Origin of the sequence: Gloeocapsopsis sp. IPPAS B-1203 (genome assembly GCF_002749975.1) — a bacterium.
GTDB lineage: Bacteria > Cyanobacteriota > Cyanobacteriia > Cyanobacteriales > Chroococcidiopsidaceae > Gloeocapsopsis.
The window spans coordinates 40,726-61,772 of sequence record NZ_PEIG01000008.1 but is presented as its reverse complement, the minus strand read 5'-3'; the positions used below and the strand labels follow the sequence as shown (position 1 = coordinate 61,772).

Sequence of the window (21,047 nt, the reverse complement as noted above, 5' to 3'; positions counted from 1 at the left end):
GTTCTGGACAAGTAGAAGCAAACAAACGTAGCTTAAAGGTTGGCAGCAATTACCTATTAGCACTCACCACATTCAACTGCGATTCAATAACTGATGGCTGAAGATGACGCCCAATAAAGACTAATTTGGTTTGTTGCTGTTCTTCTGGTTGCCACATACGGTCATAAAATTGTTCAAAGCGCCCTCCTACTCCTTGCAGTACTAAGCGCATTGGTTTATTAGGTACTGCAACAAAGCCTTTGATGCGATAAATTTCTTGTTCTTGTACCAGATTTTGCAATTGCTGTTGTAGCTTTTGTGGTTCAAATCTGCGGTTGAGGACAACGTGAGTTGAAGTTATTTCATCATCATGGTCGTGTTCCTCAGTATCATGATGGCTAGGGCGTGCTGCTAAATCATCTTCCACTGCAGCATTGAAGCCAATGAGAATATCAACGTCAAGTTGTCCGTGAGTTGCAGAAACAATTTTGACAACTCTGGGTAACTCTTGTTGCACTAAGCTGATGATTTCCGTTTGTGTTGCAGCATCAACCAAGTCAGTTTTATTCAGTACAACCAAATCAGCACACGCCAACTGGTCTTCAAATAATTCTTGTAGAGGAGTTTCGTGTTCTAAATTGGGATCTGCTTGGCGATCGCGTTCGACTGCTTCTGGATTGCTAGCGAAAGTTCCAGCAGCAACAGCAGCACAATCTACGACTGTAATGACTGCATCTACCGTTGCAGCATTACGAATTTCATGCCAACGAAAAGCTTTAACTAGGGGCTTGGGTAGGGCTAAACCCGAAGTTTCAATTAGGATACAGTCAATGCGATCGCGCCGCTGTAGTAGCTGCTGCATTGTTGGTAAAAACTCTTCTTGTACCGTACAGCACAAACAGCCATTTGTGAGTTCCACAATGTTATCGATGTTGTCTTCTGGGCAGATCTGACAAGATTTTAATAATTCACCATCAATTCCTAGTTCGCCAAATTCGTTGACCAAAACAGCAATGCGTCTACCTTGGTTATTTTGAAGTAGGTTGCGAATTAAAGTTGTTTTACCGCTGCCTAAGAAACCAGTGACGATCGTAACAGGGATTTTGGATGTCATGTGTACTTCTATTGAGATGATTGTGGGGCAATCTCCTTGCGATCGCCTGAATAAACATCCCAGGAACCTCAAGGCTACTGCCCCAAATAATTATGCTTGATTATTCTAGTTTACTCAGCAGTTGCTAATTCTGTGCTGCCACGAGTGCGACGGCGTGTTAGGGTGTTAAATAGCATTTGACCAATTGCTTTGATCAAATTGCCTTCTAGCTCGTTAAACAACTTCATATTCAACCCAAACGCCGCATTTGCCTCATCAACAATCTGATCTGCTGTTGCTTCATCAATTGGTAGTTCATTTAAAGCTTCACGATAGCGTGATTTGAAAGCTTTTTCGTCAGGAATATCTTCAAATTCGTAGAAAGCAACACCTTGTTCTTCAGAAAGGTTCATGGCACGTTGGGCAATCTTCTTGAGAATTTGTCCCCCAGATAGATCGCCGATGTAACGGGTGTAAGAGTGGGCAATCAGAAGTTCAGGTGCGGTGTCGGAAACTTCGCGGATTCTCTTGACGTAAGCCTTGCCTACTGGGGTAAGCTCAATTTGATCTTTCCAATTAGCACCGTAGTAGTAACTGAGATCTTGTTCTAAGCTCCGCTGTCTGTTAAGTTCTTTAAAGTAAATTTTGGAAACAATAGGATGCTGGCGATGTCGTTCCATTTCTTCTTCCATCGCCGAGTAAACATAGTAAAAATTGCCGACTAGCTTGCGATAAGAATTTTTCTCTACGACTCCTTTGAGAAAGCACTTCACAAAACCAACGTTTTCTGCCATTGTGTGTGCTTTTTTTGTACCCTCACGTAACTTGGTCGCTAAATTATTGCTCATGCTAAAAGTCCAGTCTTAAAATAATGCCACTAAATCGTTACATTAGACTGATTTGGCGAAGAAATTTGTTAAAATTTTTGAAGCTGCAATAAAAATTAGACTATACAAATAAACAAAAGTAAGTGTGCCTCAAAGACAGTAATGGCATACTTAAAATTTGAATATGCATTCAAACAAAATACTACAACCCTAATAGCCTTTGATAGAAAGGGAATTTTAAGATTGATAGATGCAGCAAAAGATTAGAAAGTATTAATAATACTCAACAGTGAGATAAGCTGAAGAAATTTTCATTGCATTGACAGGGCGACCTCTATGTATTCCTTAACTTACGGAATACGTAGCCTGTAGTCCAGTATATGAACAAAGGTATAGTAACGGCGTGGACTAAGAAAACGGTTGTAGCTACCCCAATAGCTTGCCCATGAATTCCAATGAATAAAGCAGCACTGAATATAGTAGTAAAGAGTACATTCCAATATAAGTCTAAGTTAGGTTTACCTATTGATACTAATAATAGCGATGCAGCATCTGCAAAAGCCCGTGGAATTGCAGATAAACAAATTAACATTAAAATTGGAATTGCTAATACCCATTTTTGTCCAAACACAATAGGGACATAGAAAGGAGCTAAGCTTGTTTGCAGTAAAACTAAAGGGATAATAATTAAGGCAATAGCTTTAAGACTATGTAAATAGTGCTTTTTAAGCTCAAATCGGTTTGAGCTTGCTGCACACAAATGAGGGAATAAAGCTGTGTTGAGAACAGAAATGAAACTTAAGCTAATTCCTAATCCTGCATTAAAACCAAAGAAATAGAGTCCTAATTCATTAATTCCTAAAAAGCGACCAATAATTAAATAATCTAAGTTGTTTCTTAATGTTTTTAAAAGATGAGTACCAAAAATGTTTTTACCAAAAAGAAAAAAACCTTTCCAATATTTTATACTAATTTCTTTATTCGGACGCCATGAGTGATAATTATAGTAGACAAATACATCAATAGGAGCAACTATAACCCAAGAGAGAACAAATGACCATACCCCCCAACCTAAAGCAGCAAATATTCCTAATAAAGTGTAGCTAGCGAGATTTTTTATCGTATTACTAATTGCTAAAATCTTAAGCTTATTTTCTTTCTGAATTAAAACGCATTGTATTGCAGCAATAGGCCAAATTAGATAAGGAATTGCTGCCACGCAAATTGGAAAAACTAACTGAGTGTCACGGTAAAACCAAGCAATAGGAAAAGCTGCTAAGCACTGAACTATAAAAATTCCTGTATAGATAATCCAGTTTAACCAATAAGCAGAATTACAAAACTGCTTCAAATCTTTAAAATCAGACTGAATAATTTTGGCACCAATACCCACCTCCATTAGAACTCTAGCAAATTCATTAATTGTCGTAATAATTGCTATTAAACCATAGTCATATGGCGTTAAAAATCGGGCAACAATAGCTGTGATTCCTACACGAAAAACTCGAGTAACTACTTCTGCACTACTAAGCCAGCCTAAATTAGAAATAAACTGATTAGATAACTTTTGTTTTAGCTTACTGACAGGTTGTTGAATAAAACTCACTATCTCTCTAACCTCCAGAAGTTCTGATTTTCTTTAATTGGCACTACCGTATACTTTGTCTCCAGTTGATTCCGCAATTTTTGGGAAGGTCTATATAAGAAAATATTTTAGGCATCAGTAGAAATTTCTGTTACGCTTGGCTCTGTAAATAATTGCAGCTTTACTTCCGGAGCCAGTAGATAACTAAGCGATAATACATAACCAAAACTCATGCCAGATCGCTGCTTAAAAGTGGACGATTAGCTCAATTATGTGTGCGGGCTACTTGTGGATTATCATAGCTGTTGTATTTGTTCCACCACACCACTGATTGAGGACTAATTGCACAAGATAGAATCCCACATGAGATCAGCATAGCTATAATTATTTGCCAGATCTTTCTTTGTGGAAAACTAGTAGAAGTTATTTGAGTAGCAATCAAGTAAGCAACAGATAGATGAATACCTAAATAGCAAGTTATGAAATATCGACTAACGGTCGATCTTCGCCCTCCCCAAAGTAAATCTGGTAGGACTAAAGCTATTGCTGTAACTTCTACTAATGTCAGAATAAATAGCCAAGCTTTTTGTAGAGATTTTTTACAAAAATATGTTGAATATATCTCCAAAATTAGAATAGGTATAGTTATACTTGTCCACAAACTATATTCTCCTGCCTTTTGAGCATACAATACATGAAATGGTGAGACTGCTATTAATGCAATAGCTATCCATCCAGTCAGTGAAGAGCCAAATAATTCTATGCATAGCCAATAAAAATAGGAAAAAATGAGTATACTAATCAATACAGATAAACTTCTCATCGTTGCAACTAAATCACCTAGCCATTGCGTCCAGAGTTGAGCAGCTAAGAAGTACAAAGGCGGGTGTTGTGGGGCTTCTGTTGCTAAAGAATAAATTGTAGCAAGTAGCGTTGTTTTTGAACTAACTTTTTGGTATTTCTGTAAAGTTTGAACGCTGATTTTCTTACCATCAAATATTTGCTGAACTACTTCAGCGTGTCTGTAGCTTGCAACTCTTAGTGATGTTATAGTTTCATCATACCAGTAAACTTTTTGGTCAAAATTAATAAATCGAAAAAAGCTCCTATTAATGACAGAACTATAAATAAAAAACATATCTTTTGTGGGAGTAATGGTTTAATTCTTATTTTTTCTAAAATATTCAATTTTATACTTGCTTAAGCTTAAAGTACGTTGTATAAGCTGTACTAATTTGACTAATTTTTTTAGTAATATCAGGTGAAAAGAGTTGCATCAAAAACCATTTTATAAAGAAGTACTGAGTTGTGTGGTTAAGTAAAATTCTTGGAGATAAACGTACTGCTATCTGTAGTTTTTTTCCGGCTTGTTTAACATCCTCAAGATTAGTAGCTTGAGCCAAACGTAAACCTGTTAGATATTGATAGAGATTTGCTAAATTTTTATTTTTAAAGTGTTGGAACTGAGGAGGAGCAGCAGAGAAAACAGAGTCAATGACGAGGAGAAGACGTTGTTCCATCAAATCGACTTGTGCCGAAGCTGAAGTGGAAGATTGACGATAGAAAACTTGCCCAACAGGAACAACAACAAACTGGACAACAGCAGCCAAGCGGACAAACAACTCCCAGTCTTCACCATGAGTCAGCGTAGGTTCAAACCCACCCACTAGGACAAGTGCATCACGGCGCACTAAAGGATTGGAACCACTGTAAAGGAAGTTGCGCACTAACAACTGCTGGTACACATCCCCCTCAAACCACACCCCTGGCGCAGCATGCATCGTTGTTGCTGTGGCATTCATGAAATATGTCCAACTATATGCCACTGCTGCATGAGGATATTGTTGCAAAGCCGCAACTTGCAACTCAAGTTTGTCTGCACTCCACAAGTCATCTGCATCCAAAAATGCAATCAGTTCGCCTTGGGCTAGGGCAATGCCGCGATTACGTGCTACTGATACTCCTGCGTTGCTGTAGTGATACACTCGCATTCTTGGTTCTCTGATCCGCTTGAGTAGTTCTGGTGTGCGATCGCTACTCCCGTCATCTATCACAATCAGTTCCCAATCCTGAATTGTTTGCTGTTGAACGCTGGCGATTGTGGCTACTATTGTTTGCTCTGCATTGTATGCTGGTACTATTACTGTTACTTTTGCCATTTAATTTTTATAACTTCAACAATCTACTTGAATAAATGCCTTAAAAATGCTCTTAAAAAGTTAATTATTGTAGTAAGTACTACTTAATAACACTCAGCAGCGACTTTTCAATTCCATTGATCATATTGTCTAAATTAAACTCTGATAAAATATGTTTGCGACACCTATTACCTAGATCAGAATCTCTATCTCGCCAATCAATTGTTTGAGTTAGAGTATTAAATAAAGCTTGTTCATTTCCTGGTTCAAAAAGCTTTTTCTCAAACTCTTCTGTTAAAATTTCGGGGATTCCTCCAGTGCGACTAGCTACTACAGGAGTTCCACAAGCCATGGACTCAATAATGACTCTGCCAAAAGGTTCAGACCACAAGCTAGGTACAACTGTAACATCGCTAACTTGATAAATATAAGTTGTATTTGTTACATGACCAAGAAAATTTACATATTCTGCTATACCTAAATTAATTGATAACTGTTCTAAGGATTTCTTGTAAATTTCACCTTCTTCAGGAGTGGAGTGGGCTACTGGCTTTCCAGCAATTAGTAACTTAATATTAGTGCTACTTTTTATGAGTAAAGCAAAAGCTTTAATTAATACTTCTATTCCTTTCTCTTTATCAATTCTACCTACATATGAAATAACTCTAGTATCTTCGGAAATACCCCACTGTTTTTTCAAAGTAGATAAGCTACCCGTAGGCTGATATGTTTCCCAATTAATACCGACATGAACTATATCAAATTTTTCTTCTTTCAAGCCAACATCAAGCCAGTCTAATTTTGTTTGTTTTGAAAGCGCAATAAACTTATTTACACCTTTTAATCCAAGTGTATGTGGACGACCAAACTTTTTTGTGTGTGGAGGTAGTTGTAAGTAACAAACAAAGGGAATCTGTTTAATTAATGACAACAGATACCCAAAAACAACATCATGATATCGATTACTATAAACTACACTATTTTTACTAATCGGTACTTTCCAAATATCTGTAAAGAATTTTAAGCTGTTTTTAATAGTATTTCGATCGAGAAGAAAACTATTGACTTTAATTAAATGAGTACAGAACTCTTGGTATTGTTTAATTAAGTTGCCTTCCTCCAGATAAAGTAAACTGATTTGATGCCCGCGTTCGGCTAAACCTTTACAAACATCTAGTAAAATTAGCTCTTGTCCACCGCGTTGTGAAGATGGTTGATTTTCTAAAACAATAACGTGCATACAGTAACCTTTAACTATGCAAAATTAACTCTTTGCTTTTTTCTAAGTTTTATTTATGATTTCTTTGATAAAATCAACAAAAAATAATTAATACTCTAGTTCTTCTTTAAGTGCAACACCTAGCATAATTAAGCCTAACCAATACAGGTGAACTATGTAGGAAATATCTATAACAGAGCTAAAAAGAAATAGGACTAAAACAATGCCTAAACCAACTCTAGCAGTCGCATTTTTTTGAGCTTTATATAATAAATTAATGAAACTCCAAAATAAGGGAATGACAAAAGCACTTAAACCAACTATTCCTCGAATAAACAAAAGACCAACCCAAGTGTGATGAGTGCCAATTCCTGGAGTGTTTAGCCAAGGAGTAACAATGCCATGTCCCCAAAGAGGAGCTTCATACCAGCGATCTAATGCTAAGTTAACTAAAAGTCCTCTTACCTCTGAAGAACTTGCACGGAAACTATCGAATTGTTCGCGGGAAGTTTGAATCAAATTAAATAATTGAGGAGTAAATATACTGGTAAGAAAACTGGCTACTGCTAAAGTAATATGAGTTGTAGGCTGAGTCAGCTTTCCTAATACCCAAACTAGTGCAAAAACAGTTGGTAAGCAGATTATAGCTGCGCGAGAGAAAGAACCAATAACCATAGCGATCGCACCAATTACACCAATAATTCTCCATTTACTATTTTTTTCTTGAATAGTAAGAAGAAAATAAATATTAGCTATCATTCCTAACTCAGGACACCAGGGAGCTAGCAATTTTAATCGCAACAAATTAGTTCCATATTCAATTTCATAAAAAGCTACTGAATAAAGCTCGTTTGAACCGCCTCCTAAGATTGCTAAAGGAGAAATATATTCAATGTGAGGTAGAGGTAATATAAAAACTAAATAAGAAATAAAAGCAAAAACTAAGCTTTGCAAGCAAATAATACAAGCTGCACGATAAAGAATTTGAGGTCGTATACTAAGGCAGCCTACTAAGGGAAACAAGGCTAAAAGGACATATTGTCTAGCCCAATTGTTAATTGATGAAAAAATAGTTTTGATTAACCCTAAATCAAAATCTATATGCCCCATAATTAAAGCAAACTCTAAAAGGAACATAGCAACAATCCATACCCAGATTGAAACAGGAATTTTAACTTTCTCAGCTAAAGGATTTTGTATTTGCTGCCAAATTCGCTTACATAGGTAGAGTGTTAAAAGCCAGGCGATCGCAGGTATAAAAATGTACTGTGCTCCTAGCAAATAAAAAACATAAGTACATATTGCCGAGTATAATATGACTTTCTCTTCAAGATTTTGAGGTTTCATCCTAAAATTTAATGGTGTAGTGATAGCTCAAATTTATGGTTTTTGAAACTTTGATTTTGGTCGAGGATCAACTGATTTTTGATAGCGATACATTCCAAACAGTGCTATACTTGTAGTTGCGAAAATCGAAGCTAATACAGTACCAAACAAAACAAATTCTTTTTTTGGCCAACTTGTAGTTTGTGGTAAGTTAGGTTGTGTAACAAATTGAACAAGTGGATAAGAACCAAAAGTATCTGACTTACCTATATCTAGTCTAGTTAGTGTGGAAGAAAAGACTGCTTCAGTAACTTGTAAATCTCTCTGCAAAGCATCTAAATCAGATTCTTTTTGTGCTAATTGGTTAAGTCTATTTTGAAGTAGGGTAATTTGCTCGTCAGTGGTTTGTGCTTGTGCTTGAAATCCTTTTTGTTCTGCTTGAGTCGTTACTAGTTGTTGAAAAAGACTTTCGCGTGCTGAATCCGAGTTAGTGCTATTAAGATTAAGTTGATGTATGGTTGCTTGGCTAACTGGTTTTCTTAAAAGATACTGACTGCGATTGAGTAATGCTGTTTGAGCAGCATTTTGTTTAGCTTGCTGTGCAACTAACTGAGGATTGCCAGGTAGAAACTTTGCGTCTAGAACACTTAGTGTAGCGCTAGCTTCACTGTAATCTTTCAAGTTTTGCTGAAATATTTGATCTGTTTGTAATGTAAAGGCATCTACAGCTTCTAAATTTGATAAATTTAAACTGGCTGATAATTGACTTAAACGAGCACTAGCTTGCTGCTGTTGAGCTAAAATCTCAACTTTTTGTTTGCGTAGCTGTTCAATATTATTAGAAAGATCTCTAAGTTGCTCGTTAGAACTCAAACCTGAACTAGTTTTGTAAGTGGAAAGTCGCTGTTGAGCAATTTCTAACTTTTTCCAAGAGTCACTTAGCGCGTTTTGAACACTTGACTCTCGGCGAATTGCTTCTTCACTTCTTAATTCATTAAGTTTAGCTTCAAAAGCATTATAGAAAGCTAAAGATTTACTCCGCGCTTCTTCAGGACTCGCACCCCTAAAATCGACAGTCATAATTGTAGTGCCATCGATAATTCCAATTCGCGGTTTACCAAATTTTGCTACGGGTATATTTAGCTGATTAGCTGCTGCATTCAATACAGGTTCGCTTTGGGCAATAAACTTATAATTTTCTCTTGGATCTTGGGTTGTACTAGCGTAGAGAGAGGAATTTTCATAAGAAGCTTGTCCTATGTTTGGTAAGTTCACATTTGCCGCCGATCCGGCTTCTGGTAAAGTAATTGCTGAGTGACTTGTATAAGTTGGTGGTACTAGCTTTAAGTAGAGTAAAGCTAAAATTCCAAAGGTTGCGTTAGCTAATAATCCTAGAAGTAAATAACGCTGCCAATAGCTTTGCTTAAAACTTGTTTTGGGAAATGATTTGGGGAATATTACAGAACCAGCCATTAGAAATCCTCAATAAAAGTTTGAACTTGACTTAGTTGCAACTAACGGTAAGAGAATCTATTTGTAAGTTGAGTTTGTACGTTAGGCTTCTCAACTTTGTATAAATGCGATCGCCTAAAATTTATTCCTAAGTTGATAGCTGAAGTTGGTTTTGTCCAAGCTGAACGCTTTAGTTCAGTTCGATTCAAGCCATTTAAATTTTGATACTTATATTGAGTTGAATTAAATCGAAAAATATCAATTTCTTTTTTAGAATTAATGAATTTTGTATTTGCCATACTTACTGTCTGAGTATTTTGACAGTCAGAAAAATTAAGCTTTTGCTTCAAAATCAACCAAAAGAAAGGCAGATCATCTACTAAATATCTTTGCCATAATCTTTGAGGCTCGCACAGTAATCTGTAACACCACTCCAAACCAAAACTACTCATCCATTTTGGAGATCTTTTCAAATTACCTGCTTCAAAATCAATAGTAGCTCCTAAAGCTAAAAATATTTTGATTTTTGATAGCTTACGTCTATATTTATAGATCCATTTTTCTTGCTTTGGTGCGCCTAGCCCTACTGCAAGAACTGTAGCATCTGTGCTGTTAATCATTTTTATAATTTCCTGACACTCTTCTTCGTCTTGCTCAAACCCAAAAGATGGAGAATGTGCCCCTACAACTATGTTCCTTGCAATTTTATTATTAATATTTTTTTGAGCTTGATTAGCTATTCCTTTACCTGCTCCTAACAAAAATATTTTAATATTCTCATTGGTTTTATGGTAGTTATAAAAATCAGGAAAGAAATCAGAACCAGATATTTTTTCTTTAATAGGCGTGCCTAAAAATTTAGATGCATACATAACTATTTGACTATCACAAACCTTGTAATCGGCAACATTGTAAGCCTCTACAAATTCTTTATCTTTTTGTAATTTAATGAGATGATCTACATTGGTTGTAAAAACAATTCCTTTGTTTAATTCTTTTAAAAGTTTTGATGTGGGTAAATTATCAATTTCAACATTTAGCAAATTTACCTTTTGCATTTTTCTTCTCCAATTCATTAGTCAATTTGCTTATGGTTTTACATCGCTAATTGCTAACTGTTCATTACTAATAGAAAACTTATTCGTTACGATTAGCTATTAGCCAATCGCCAGAACCAACTGATGTGTCAATGAATCTTAGTTATCTTGTTATGCCTAATGCGATAAAACTGCGATCGCTTGATTAGTACAGTAATAGGTATCTAAAAACTTTAGCTGTCGGTAAAGCATGGCAAGTTGTGGAGTATCAAGCCCAACTTTTTGAGCAGCATATAAAGGTTTACCAAAGATTGCTTCCACCTCTAGCGATCGCCTTTGATCAAAATCAATTTTTGTACTCGTGCGATATGGTCCCATCTTGGCAATAAATTTGAGCCGTTTTTCGATATAGTCATCTGCGATCGCTCGACCATAAGCCGCCGCAACAGCTACCATCTCCTGCATCATCTGCTCGATCAAAGCCCGTGTATGAACGTCACTTATCAAGTCTTTGATAGTTGCATTGAGTACAACAGTTAGACCATTAAAGGGAATGTTGCAGATAAGTTTTTTCCAACGAGCTAAAAGCAGATCTTCAGCTAACTGAATGAGAACCCCAGCACTCTCAAAGTCACTTTTGACTTGAAGCATACGCTCGGTAATTCCACAACTTAGATAATTACAAGCATATTCGGCGAGCGTAATTACACCGTAATGAAGATGACGAATGTGACCTGGAGCAACTTTGTCATTGCAAGTAAAGCACAAGCCACCCATGACGCGATGCGAGCCGACGATCGCCGCGACGTCCTCTTCTACACCTAGACCATTTTGCAAGACTAAGACAACACTGTTATCTTTAACTAAACTAGGTAGCATTTGCCGTAATAAATTATTTTGCGTTGTCTTTAGCGCAACGATAACAACATCACAAGGTGGTACATCGAGCACGTTACGGTAGGCATTAACATGGGAGAGGCGGAAAGATCCATCTGGAGATTCGATAAATAAACCATGTTTCTTGACATACTCATAATCACTACGCAACAGAAAGTGAACATCGAGTCCAACCTGTTGTAAGCGAGCACCATAAAACCCACCTAATGCTCCAGTGCCAAGAATTGCATAGCTGCGGTTTTCGCTCAGCCGCGTAGCAGGAGAATTGAACTTAGAGTCAGATAGTACTTCCACATCAATCCTCACCAATGATCTTGAGTAGGGACGCAGGATTGCTAGAGAAATCAAAGGTTCAACTGTAAATTAGGCTTCAACTTTCCTGTGATTGAGATGCTGACACCAAGCGATCGCCCTTGACAAAATGCTGAATTTCAGCAGCAACTTTTGCCGGTTGTTCGACGTGCAAGTAGTGACCCGCATTAGGTATCGTAACCAAGCGAGAGTTTTCAATTTGCCACTGTAACATCTTAGATTTGCGTGGCGAGATAATTACGTCATCGTCTCCGGTGAGAATCAATGTCGGTAGCCGTAAAGCTGACACGGCACTACTGAGATCGACACGACTTACACCCATGAAATCAGAAGCATCTGCTTGCAATAAAGTATATTGGAATTCACTTAATACAAGAGCTTTAACATTTTCAGGAATTTCAGGAGCAAAACTTTGACGGAGAGTTTCATAATGCCATTGCCCAGTTATCGCCTGCTGCAGAAAATCAGGATGAAGTTGAATGCGTGCAGAGGTTGCCATTAAGACCAACTGTGCAACTCGATCTGGGTAAGCAAGCGCAAATTGAAGTCCGATCAAGCCTCCCATCGATTGTCCTACGTAACAAATAGGATGCTCAATGCCTAAGCGATTCAAAAAAACATTGAGAAATTCAGCAACGGCATCAATTGAATCAGGTACATACCCCTCCGAAGCCCCATGTCCTGGTAAATCGAGCGCTACAGGAAATTCTGTCGCATCGAATTGAGCTAGCATTGGTTCCCAATGACGGCTGCTACCTCCAGCACCATGTACTAGCAACATTATTTTGCGATCGCCTTGAGACGGCAACCCAAAAGGTGCATTGTAATAAACTTTGCGATTTGCAACCTGAATAAAAGACATACTTGCAATAGGTAATGAGTAATTGGTAATGGGGTGACTAATTAGGACTCCATCACGAGATTGGTTAGCATCGTATTCATCTTGTTAACCGATTCAACATATTCGTTTTGAGGAACCGATTCAGCTACAATACCTGCACCCGCGTTGAGATGAACAGAGTCACCATATTGATAAACAGAGCGAATTGCGATCGCTAAATCTGCTGTACCACTGCTATCAATCCAACCAATACCACCAGCATAAATTCCTCTTGGTTCTTCCTCCAAGCGGTCAATCCATGCTAAAGCTTCTTGTTTATTAATTCCAGAGACTGTAATACCAGGAAACAGCACTTTCAATGCATCCCATAGCGTCTTTCCTGATTTGAGTTGACCGCCTACCCGTGAAGATAAGTGTTGAACGCAACGGTACTGCTTAACTTGCATAAAATCAAAAATCTGTACAGTTTCAGGTGAGCAAACTGTGCTAATCTCACTTTGCGCTAACCAAACAGAAAGTGCGTGTTCCTTAACTTCTTTAGCATCAATAAATAACTCATCACTCAAACGCGTATCTTCTTCTAAATCTGAACTACGCGGTCGCGTTCCTGCTAGAGGATTTGTTACAACAAAACCATCTGTGCTAACTTCCATCAAAATCTCAGGGCTAAACCCTACAGCGCAGACATCTCCCACACTTATACAATACGAACGCGCAGCGTTATTACTCTTAGCTCCTAATATATAAGTGCCAAGCACATCCATATTGCCCTTCACCTTTACTGATCGCGAGATAATCGCTTTATGCAGTTCGCCATTTTGAATGGCATCAATTAGAGTTGCAACTTGTTTTTCATACTGTTGGTTTTCAGTTGCAGCTACAACGGGAGGCGTTGGTACATATTCTGCTAATTTGCTATCAGCAGATAAGACTTCTAGCACTTTTGCAGGTGACTTAATACTTCTAATGTGTACTCCCTTTGTGGTAATGTAAAGTTCGGTTTCTGGAACCAAAAAGTAAAGTAAAGGCTGGTCAATAGCTTTGGAGTAGGAGTAATAAAAACGGGCAATGTCAAAGCCAACGTAACCATAAGCTGTCCAGTTTTCTACTGGCAAAGATGCAAAAATTGACTCGACTTGCTTCAGTGGATCGGTGCAAATTTCTGAGTGCTTCTGGCTCATAAAGCGACTAGACACAGCTTCAGCACTGACTGAAACCTCAGCTAAAGCATTACCCGCAATCCGTACCTCGCTCTCGCTTTCGTACATCACATATTCAGAAAAAACCCCAGTTTGCAATAAAGTTTGCAAGATAACGAGTGGGTCTTTTTGACCTGGAACAAACATTTCGTGATATGTTAAAAAATCACTGGCTAGCTGGTACATTGATAGTTACTCCTTGGGGTTGTCGCGGCAAGTATTAGACAGCGTTTGTTGTAAGAGTCTTAGCAGACCAAGCTTCAACTTTTTCTTTAATCGCTCGCATTTGAACGCGAGTATTTCGGTTAAGAAATGACTCCATCTGTTCAGTTGTCCACTTGCATTCATCGTGGATCTCAAACTTTTGCATCCAAGTCATCACCACACCCACGCCTTGAGGTAACTCCTCATAAGTCCAGTGAATTTTCATGTCCTTAAATGGAAAGGCTTTTTCTACGCGTTCCGCCGTAGCTTGTTTACCAGGCTTGTCAATCAGCCGCCGCGAAACCCAAGTTCGTGAAGGGCGATCGCCTTCAGGATAAGTCGTCAAACTAAACAAAACTTCGTTACCATTGCGCTCTAGTACTTCTGCTTTTTCGTACTCAGTAAATAGTTGTGGCCAAAGCCCAATATCGTTTGTTAGATCGAAAACAGTATTAAAATCTCGCAAAATAACAATATTGTTCTCTGTGTAACCTGTCATATTTACACTCCGTAAAATCTATAAGTTACTGTTGTGAAGTAGTTAGGTGGTAATTGGTAATTGGTAATCGGTAAATACTCCTATTCCCCATTACCCATTTACTATCCCTACTGCGCGTACCCAACTTGCATCTAATCCTTTAACACGCAAAGGAAAGCAAGCAACTTGAAATCCTGTATCGGGTAGCTGTTCGAGATTGACGAGACGTTCGATTTGAATGTATTCGCGTTCGCGACCATAGAAGTGTGCTGGCCAAAGATAACTGCGATCGCCTGTCCGCCAAAAGTCTTCTAGCATCGTGACAAATGGACGGTCAAAGCCGTAGGTGTCAATGCCGATAACTTTGATGCCTTGTTCTACTAACCACTCAGTCGCTTCTCGACTCATGCCTGGTGCATGGGAAAAATACTCACGCTTACCCCAAAGTTTATCGGTTCCTGTCCAAACTAGAACAATATCTAGAGGCTTGAGTTGGTGTTTAGTTGCATCTAAGGCAGTTTTGATGTCTGCAATGCTAATAAAGTCTTGTGGCTGTTTGTGGCGTAAGTCGAGTCGTACTCCATCACTGAAAAACCACTCTAGGGGTAATTCATCGACAGAACGCGCTGGAGAACCTGCACAATCTGAACCGTAATGAATCGGGGCGTCAATATGCGTCCCCATGTGTGTGGGTAAGGTGACAGTATCTAAAGTAATAAAGGCACCATTGGGAAAATCTTCAGGTTCAAGACGGCGATCGTCAGACTTAGCAGCATTTCGCGTTGCCACTTCCGCACAAAAATGCTTAGCACCATTGATGTGATCGAGTCGCTCAACGCGAATTTCCATCGGCTCTGAAGCCGAGTTTTCGACTAAGACACTCAAGTCAACTAGCCGTCGCACCTGCAACCTCCTTTGTTTCGGCTGTGGTGTGTGAGATCGTCTCCATTGCTTGATCTAATGCCATATTGACATCTGTAATGCCAACAATTGGTAGTGCTAAGAGAATTGCAGCAATCACTTCTTCTTTGGTTGCTCCAGCTGCGATCGCGCGCTCTACGTGCGTGTTGATGCCTCGTAAACCCCGATGTGCGCTAAATATACCGATAATAACTAACTCATTAACCTTTTCATCAAGCGGAGAATACTGCTTCACCGATTTTGCCAGATCGAAGAAACTCTGGGCAACATCCGGCGCTTCTTGCATCATGTTCTTCATTTAGTGTTCTCCTTCAAGAATAATGTGTCCGTCTTTGGGGGAAGGTGCTAAGGGAGCCGAGGCAAAGACAACTCGGATTTCCTCATTACCAACGTTAACAATCGAATGCGCTGCACCTTGGGGAGTCAGTACTGCTTGTCCGGCTTGAAAGGGTACAACACCAACGTCTGCAATCTCGATTTCACCTTGACCTTGCAGTACGTAAAAACACTCTTCACCATGTGGGTGTGCGTGACATAATACTCTGCCGCCAACTGGTACGGTTGCTGTGCCCATAATTAACTTGGTGGACTGCACGCTGGTAGGAGAAATCAATACATGAATTTCACCACCTCTGTCGGCGATCGTCGGAACATCACTTGGTCCCATTACCAAGTGTCTTTGTTGCTGCGTTACCATTGAGTTATCCTTTCTTATTGAACCAATTGACTAGCTTTAAGTAATGCCTTGCGGTGAATTTTTCCTGTTGACGTACGCGGTAATCGTTCTAAAAATTGAATCTTTTTCGGAGCTTTAAATCGAGGCAATTGCATTTTGGTAAATCTACGAATGCTTTCTTCTAGTTCAGCCGACTCGGAAAAACCAAACTTCAGGCTAACGTAGGCTACAACTTGAGTTAAATTTTCACCACTTTCAGATTCTGGTACTACTGCAACATCAAGCACACTCTCGTGTTGCAGCAACACGTCTTCAATTTCAAAGGGCGACACCCATTGCCCGTTAACCTTAAAAAGGTCGTCTTTGCGTCCCATAAACCAGAAATAGCCATCTTCATCACAGAGATATTTATCTCCGGTACGCATGGTCTTACCGTAGATCACTTGGCGTGTTTCTTGATGACGGTTCCAATACCGCAGCATCAAACTATCGCCACCTACTTGCAAGTTGCCAATTTCGCCAGTAGGCATTAGGACACCATTCTCATCAATGATGCGGATATCGTAACCAGCAACAGGTTTACCTGAACTACCTGGACGGCATTCGCCTAAACGATTTGAAAGAAAGATATGTAAAAATTCAGTTGTGCCAATACCTTCACAAATTTCTTTACCGTAGGTATTGCGCCATTTTTGCCAAATGCTTTTAGGTAGTTGCTCAGCTGCTGATACACATAAGCGTAATGTTGCAGCATTTAAAGGGGCAATGTCTTGCACTGCCAGAATACTAGCATAAGTAGCAGGAATTGCAAACAAAATTGTTGGTTGATAGTGATGAATATCGGCAATGATGTCGAAGGCATTATTTGCATCCGATAAAATTGATGCTGCACCAACTGCCATTGGCATATACAAAGTGTTTCCTAGACCGTAGGCAAATGGCATCTTGGCGATTGAATATGTAATATCGTTATGATGCAAACCAAGAGTCGCTTTACCGTACTGCTCTGCGCAGACAATCATACTGCGATGAATGTGAATCGCGCCTTTGGGTCTACCTGTACTACCGGAAGTATACAGCCAGAATGCTGGTTCGTCGGGTGATGTTTGTGCCGGCGATAGTTCTTGAGAAAATGAGTTTGAGAGTGTTCTAAAAGAGTTCTCTCCATCTATAAGGAGAATATTTTGTAAGAATGGAGACTGAATTGGAGAAAGCTTTTCTTGCCAGTCTTGAGTTGTGAGTAAGATTTTAGCGCGGCAATCTTGCAGAATATACTCAATATCATTCAAGTTACACGCAGTGTTGATTGGTACAGGTATAGCACCTAACCAAATCGCACCCCAAAAGGCAAATACAAAGTCTGGGCTATCGGGTAATAGGAGTGCGATTCGATTTTCGCGTTCTAAACCTAACTCAGCGAGTAATCCAGCAGCAGCGCAAACTTCATTACTTACTTTACGATACGTGTACGTCTCATCGTGATAGTACAGAGCAATTTTTTCACCATATCCTTTATGCAAATTACCTTTGATAAAGTAAGCTGCCACATTAAAAATATCAGGTAGTTGTTCGTACTGATTCATGTTTATTCGCCCTTTGAAAGAACGTGAACCATCACATAGTCATCCCAATAGCACCAAGTTGCCAGCCATGCTTTCACTCCACACTGCAATGCTTTTTGTTGTGCTACGCCGCGCAACTTAATTGTCAAGCCCGACTGAACTATGACTGTTTCAATCTCATTCCAGTTGATATCAACTAATCCAGTTCCTAAAGCTTTGCCTACAGCTTCTTTAACCGAAAAACAGACGGCGTAATATCGACTAGGATGCGGTGCAAACTGACACTGTTCAATTTCGTCGGGAGTAAAAAGTAGAGTAAGCGTTTCGCTGTTGTAGCGGCTTACTAAAGAGGCAATTTTACTAATAGATGCAATATCAATTCCTATCCCTTTAACTTCGGCAAGTTTTGGTTGGGCAAGTTGTAGATACATGAAAACTTGTGTTCCTTTGCTAGGAAGTCTTATGTAGCAGTAGCAGTAGCAGCGATCGCTTGGTTAACCATCTCGCAGACATCCCCTAATGTCATGTCTTTGCGTGATTCGAGTTTGACATTGACACCGAAGCGACGTTTTAATCCTAGAGAAATGTCTACTGTTTCTGTTGAGTCGAGCTGCAAGTCTTTGCGGAGGAGTGCTGCTGCTGTAATTTCTTGTTCAGGAATTCCTAAATCAAGCAAAATGTCTTTTAGCGCATCCATGACCATAAGTAGATACCTCAATTAAAAATGTAACTTTAGTTTTGATTGGTATTTGCTGTGATGAAGAGCGATTGGGCGAACTTTGGCACTTTCATGCGATCGCAACACATTACTGACCAATCACAAACGATGCATTGACTCCCTCGCGAGCGCGAGAATTCACTAGTGCATGGCGCACCGGATGACTTTGGGGTTGAGTGACAAAGTTGAGCCGACAGTCGGAATCTGGCTCAGTTTGGTTCATTGTAGGTAATTGTTCTGTCTCCATTGCCAAAAGGCTGCAAGCTACCTCAGTAACACAACTTGCACCATAAAGGTGCCCGTAGAGTGCTTTAGGAACTGAAACCGCGACATTTGGTGCTTGGGCAAAAACATTGGCGATCGCTCCGCCCTCAACGCGATCGTTTTGTTGCGTTCCGCATCCTTCGGCTAAGACAATATCAATATCTGTTGGTTGGAGTTGTGCAGATTGAATCGCGCGTGCCATGCAGCGCTCAAAGTTAGCACCGCTAGTGGGATCGGTATCCGTCGTCATACAACCAGAGACAACCTTGCCATAAATCTTCGCACCACGCCCAAGTGCGTGTTCTTTTGATTCTAGTACCAAAACGGTACTGCCCTCACCTAGTACTAAGCCTGAGCGATTGCGGTCAAATGGTAAATAAGCTTTTTCTGGATCACTCGCGGCACTAACTTCTCCTGTTTCGTAATAACACGTCATCCCAAACCGCGTGATCGGTGCTTCCGAACCGCCAGCAATAACGACATCATTAAATCCTTCTTGGATTGACTTGATGCCAAAGTACAATCCACTTGCGCCACTAGCGCGATCGCAAACAAAACTCTTGCTGTACCCGCGAATACCGTAGCGGATTGTAACATACCCTTGAGCCGCTGTCGGAAACCACGCCGTTGCTTGCCAAGGATTAACCATCGTTGCGCCGTCGTTATACAGTTCGTAAAATCCACGTTCGCAGATATCCCAACCGCCTGCGTTGTTACCAAACCAAACACCAACGCGATAGGAATCTTCTTGTGTTAAATCAAGTGCTGCATCTTGCAGTGCCAATTCAGTTGCAGCCAAGGCGTAGTGCGTGAATCGATCTGTTTTGACAATGAAGCGACGCGGAATATAGTCTGCTGGTTCAAACTCTGCAATCTCACCTGCTACCTTGGTTGGAAAGTCTGTAGAATCAAAACGGCTAATCGCACGAATTGCAGATTTACCTGTACTGATATTGTGCCAAAACTCATCTTTGCCAGTACCAGCAGGGTTAATAATACCAATGCCAGTAATGACTACATCGTGTTTACTCACCTAAAAATTCCTCCCGATACTTTTTGAAAATTGCTGCGGAATGGATGCCACCAAAGCCACTCGCAGTTAGTAGTGCAGTGTTGACATCTGTAGAACGTGCCTCGTTGGGTACGTAGTCAAGATCGCAGTTAGGATCAGGAAACTCATAATTAGCTGTTGGGTGAACAACAGAAAGTTCAATTGCACCTAAAGTTGCCACAACTCCTACTAAACTGGCAGAAGAAAGCGAATGACCGATCATTGATTTAGTTGAACTAATTGGCAAGCGATAGGCTTTATCGCCTAGTACTTGTTTGTAAGCATTCGTTTCAAATAGATCATTTTGCGGTGTAGAACTGCCATGTGCATTGATATAATCAAGCTCTTCTGGTTCAACATTGCCTAGGTTTAGCGTTCGTTCCATCACTGCTGCCATTGGGACTCCGTGATCGGGAAGATCAGTCATATGAAAGGCATTACTGACGCTGTAATAACTCACAACTTCGGCATAAATGTGGGCGTTGCGCTCAAGTGCATGTTCTAATTCCTCTAGCACTAATACTGCACCAGCTTCACTAATGACAAATCCACCGCGCTTCGCATCAAATGGACGAGATGCCTTTTCTGGTTCGCAATCGGCTACCGAAAGAGAACCAATGACGTCGAGTGTGGCATAAGTTAAACTAGTAAGCGGCGCTTCAGAAGCTCCTGCCAGCATCACCTGGCATTCTCCAGAACGAATCAGTTCAAAACTTAGTCCTAAAGCATCTAAGCCAGCAGTGCAACCTGTCGATAGCGAGGTACACGGTCCTTGAAATCCGTGCTTTCGTGCTAGAAGTGCCGCAGGATAGTTGAACATACCTGCGTTGTAGAAATTCTCACCAGTGGCAACGTGTCTTAAGGGTTGGCTGCCTTTTTCACTGCATCGCTCAAAGATTTTTTGGATTGTTGGCGTACCACCGATCGCTGAGGAAAAGATAATTCCTAAAGATTCTGGGTTTTCTTGACTTAAGTCTAAACCTGAATCAGCGATCGCCGCCGTACCAGAAACAACACCAAACTGCACTACGCGATCTTGCTCAACCAAATGGTCAAACTCCGCTCCTGAACAGTAATCGGAAAGATCAAAATCAGCAACTCGACACACGACTTTGCTTTTAATACCCATTGCTTCCATTTCAGGGTCAGCTTGCAAATACGATTGTCCGCGAATTGCATTTTTCCAAAACTGCTCCTTACCGATTCCTAAAGGAGCCACAACACCAATGCCTGTAATTACTACTCGTTTCATTCTTTAATTCTTAGTA

21 protein-coding genes are annotated in these 21,047 nt (G+C 39.9%); all 21 read right to left on the bottom strand.

Annotation, left to right across the window (positions count from 1 at the left end; translation table 11 throughout):
- Positions 1-49 precede the first annotated feature (49 nt).
- Positions 50-1,093 (bottom strand): cobalamin biosynthesis protein CobW, encoded by a 1,044-nt coding sequence (gene cobW / locus CSQ79_RS15335; RefSeq protein WP_099702043.1) that lies wholly within the window; start codon positions 1,091-1,093, stop codon positions 50-52.
- A 110-nt stretch (positions 1,094-1,203) separates the two neighbouring features.
- Complete coding sequence (locus CSQ79_RS15330) at positions 1,204-1,920, bottom strand: biliverdin-producing heme oxygenase (protein WP_099702042.1); 717 nt, start codon at positions 1,918-1,920, stop codon at positions 1,204-1,206.
- A 313-nt stretch (positions 1,921-2,233) separates the two neighbouring features.
- The gene (locus tag CSQ79_RS15325) at positions 2,234-3,505 is read right to left on the bottom strand and encodes a lipopolysaccharide biosynthesis protein (protein WP_099702041.1); all 1,272 of its coding nucleotides are present in this window, start codon (positions 3,503-3,505) and stop codon (positions 2,234-2,236) included.
- 244 nt (positions 3,506-3,749) lie between these two features.
- Positions 3,750-4,622, bottom strand: coding sequence for a glycosyltransferase family 39 protein (locus CSQ79_RS15320; RefSeq protein ID WP_099702040.1), 873 nt, complete (start codon positions 4,620-4,622; stop codon positions 3,750-3,752).
- A gap of 52 nt (positions 4,623-4,674) precedes the next feature.
- Complete coding sequence (locus CSQ79_RS15315) at positions 4,675-5,643, bottom strand: glycosyltransferase family 2 protein (RefSeq protein ID WP_099702039.1); 969 nt, start codon at positions 5,641-5,643, stop codon at positions 4,675-4,677.
- Between the two features lie 79 nt (positions 5,644-5,722).
- The gene (locus tag CSQ79_RS15310; RefSeq protein ID WP_099702038.1) at positions 5,723-6,862 is read right to left on the bottom strand and encodes a glycosyltransferase family 4 protein; all 1,140 of its coding nucleotides are present in this window, start codon (positions 6,860-6,862) and stop codon (positions 5,723-5,725) included.
- Between the two features lie 87 nt (positions 6,863-6,949).
- Entirely contained in the window at positions 6,950-8,188 is a 1,239-nt protein-coding gene (locus CSQ79_RS15305) for an O-antigen ligase family protein (protein ID WP_099702037.1), read from the bottom strand.
- A gap of 33 nt (positions 8,189-8,221) precedes the next feature.
- Positions 8,222-9,640, bottom strand: coding sequence for a GumC family protein (locus tag CSQ79_RS15300; RefSeq protein ID WP_099702036.1), 1,419 nt, complete (start codon positions 9,638-9,640; stop codon positions 8,222-8,224).
- A 41-nt stretch (positions 9,641-9,681) separates the two neighbouring features.
- The gene (locus CSQ79_RS15295) at positions 9,682-10,677 is read right to left on the bottom strand and encodes a WecB/TagA/CpsF family glycosyltransferase (protein ID WP_099702035.1); all 996 of its coding nucleotides are present in this window, start codon (positions 10,675-10,677) and stop codon (positions 9,682-9,684) included.
- A gap of 156 nt (positions 10,678-10,833) precedes the next feature.
- Positions 10,834-11,847: a putative 2-dehydropantoate 2-reductase gene (locus tag CSQ79_RS15290; RefSeq protein ID WP_099702034.1), complete on the bottom strand. Its 1,014-nt coding sequence runs from the start codon at positions 11,845-11,847 to the stop codon at positions 10,834-10,836.
- A gap of 76 nt (positions 11,848-11,923) precedes the next feature.
- Entirely contained in the window at positions 11,924-12,727 is an 804-nt protein-coding gene (locus tag CSQ79_RS15285) for an alpha/beta fold hydrolase (RefSeq protein WP_099702033.1), read from the bottom strand.
- Between the two features lie 41 nt (positions 12,728-12,768).
- Positions 12,769-14,091 (bottom strand): salicylate synthase, encoded by a 1,323-nt coding sequence (locus CSQ79_RS15280; protein WP_099702032.1) that lies wholly within the window; start codon positions 14,089-14,091, stop codon positions 12,769-12,771.
- A gap of 34 nt (positions 14,092-14,125) precedes the next feature.
- Positions 14,126-14,608: an SRPBCC family protein gene (locus CSQ79_RS15275; RefSeq protein WP_099702031.1), complete on the bottom strand. Its 483-nt coding sequence runs from the start codon at positions 14,606-14,608 to the stop codon at positions 14,126-14,128.
- A 90-nt stretch (positions 14,609-14,698) separates the two neighbouring features.
- On the bottom strand, positions 14,699-15,490 hold the full coding sequence (locus CSQ79_RS15270; protein ID WP_099702030.1) for a cyclase family protein: 792 nt from the start codon (positions 15,488-15,490) through the stop codon (positions 14,699-14,701).
- The gene (locus CSQ79_RS15265; protein ID WP_099702029.1) at positions 15,474-15,806 is read right to left on the bottom strand and encodes a carboxymuconolactone decarboxylase family protein; all 333 of its coding nucleotides are present in this window, start codon (positions 15,804-15,806) and stop codon (positions 15,474-15,476) included. The genes CSQ79_RS15270 and CSQ79_RS15265 overlap by 17 nt, the downstream gene beginning before the upstream one ends.
- Positions 15,807-16,205 (bottom strand): cupin domain-containing protein, encoded by a 399-nt coding sequence (locus CSQ79_RS15260; RefSeq protein WP_099702028.1) that lies wholly within the window; start codon positions 16,203-16,205, stop codon positions 15,807-15,809.
- Positions 16,206-16,219: 14 nt separating this feature from the next.
- Positions 16,220-17,767: a benzoate-CoA ligase family protein gene (locus tag CSQ79_RS15255; protein WP_099702027.1), complete on the bottom strand. Its 1,548-nt coding sequence runs from the start codon at positions 17,765-17,767 to the stop codon at positions 16,220-16,222.
- 2 nt (positions 17,768-17,769) lie between these two features.
- Positions 17,770-18,177, bottom strand: coding sequence for a holo-ACP synthase (locus CSQ79_RS15250; RefSeq protein ID WP_099702026.1), 408 nt, complete (start codon positions 18,175-18,177; stop codon positions 17,770-17,772).
- Positions 18,178-18,206: 29 nt separating this feature from the next.
- Positions 18,207-18,449, bottom strand: a complete 243-nt coding sequence (locus tag CSQ79_RS15245) for an acyl carrier protein (protein ID WP_289501165.1) — start codon at positions 18,447-18,449, stop codon at positions 18,207-18,209.
- 103 nt (positions 18,450-18,552) lie between these two features.
- Positions 18,553-19,761 (bottom strand): beta-ketoacyl-[acyl-carrier-protein] synthase family protein, encoded by a 1,209-nt coding sequence (locus CSQ79_RS15240; protein ID WP_099702025.1) that lies wholly within the window; start codon positions 19,759-19,761, stop codon positions 18,553-18,555.
- On the bottom strand, positions 19,754-21,031 hold the full coding sequence (locus CSQ79_RS15235; protein ID WP_099702024.1) for a beta-ketoacyl-[acyl-carrier-protein] synthase family protein: 1,278 nt from the start codon (positions 21,029-21,031) through the stop codon (positions 19,754-19,756). The genes CSQ79_RS15240 and CSQ79_RS15235 overlap by 8 nt, the downstream gene beginning before the upstream one ends.
- Between the last annotated feature and the right edge of the window lie 16 nt (positions 21,032-21,047).